The sequence below is a fragment of the Streptomyces hydrogenans genome (assembly GCF_014656075.1).
In the GTDB taxonomy this organism is placed as follows: Bacteria; Actinomycetota; Actinomycetes; order Streptomycetales; family Streptomycetaceae; genus Streptomyces; species Streptomyces hydrogenans.
Genome location: NZ_BNBS01000314.1, coordinates 1 through 690 on the forward strand (window position 1 = coordinate 1; position 690 = coordinate 690).

1 protein-coding gene is annotated in these 690 nt (G+C 69.6%); it reads left to right on the forward strand.

Annotation, left to right across the window (positions count from 1 at the left end):
• The coding region (locus IE321_RS41620) for a 3-hydroxyacyl-CoA dehydrogenase family protein (protein ID WP_190226799.1) at window positions 1-690 on the forward strand (690 nt) is incomplete at both ends.

Here is a 690-nt window from a genome sequence, read left to right on the forward strand (position 1 = left end):
ATGATGGGCGCCGGGATCGCCTACTCCTGCGCCCGCGCCGGCATCGAGGTCGTCCTCAAGGACGTCACCGACGAGGCCGCCGCCAAGGGCAGGGGCTACTCGGAGAAGCTCTGCGCCAAGGCCGTCGCCCGGGGCCGCACCACCCAGGAGAAGGCCGACGCCCTCCTCGCCCGGATCACCGCCACGTCCGACCCGCAGGCACTGGCCGGCTGCGACGCGGTCATCGAGGCCGTCTTCGAGGACACCGCGCTCAAGCACAAGGTCTTCCAGGAGATCCAGCACGTCGTCGAGCCCGACGCGCTGCTCTGCTCCAACACCTCCACCCTGCCGATCACCGTCCTCGCCGAAGGCGTCGAGCGCCAGGCCGACTTCATCGGCCTGCACTTCTTCTCCCCGGTCGACAAGATGCCGCTGGTCGAGATCATCAAGGGCGAGCACACCGGCGACGCGGCCCTGGCCCGCGCCTTCGACCTGGTCCGCCAGATCAACAAGACGCCGATCGTCGTCAACGACTCGCGCGGCTTCTTCACCTCCCGCGTCATCGGCCACTTCATCGACGAGGGCGTCGCCATGGTCGGCGAGGGCATCGAGCCCGCCTCCGTCGAGCAGGCCGCCGCACAGGCCGGCTACCCGGCGAAGGTCCTCTCCCTCATGGACGAGCTGACCCTCACCCTCCCGCGCAAGATCCGC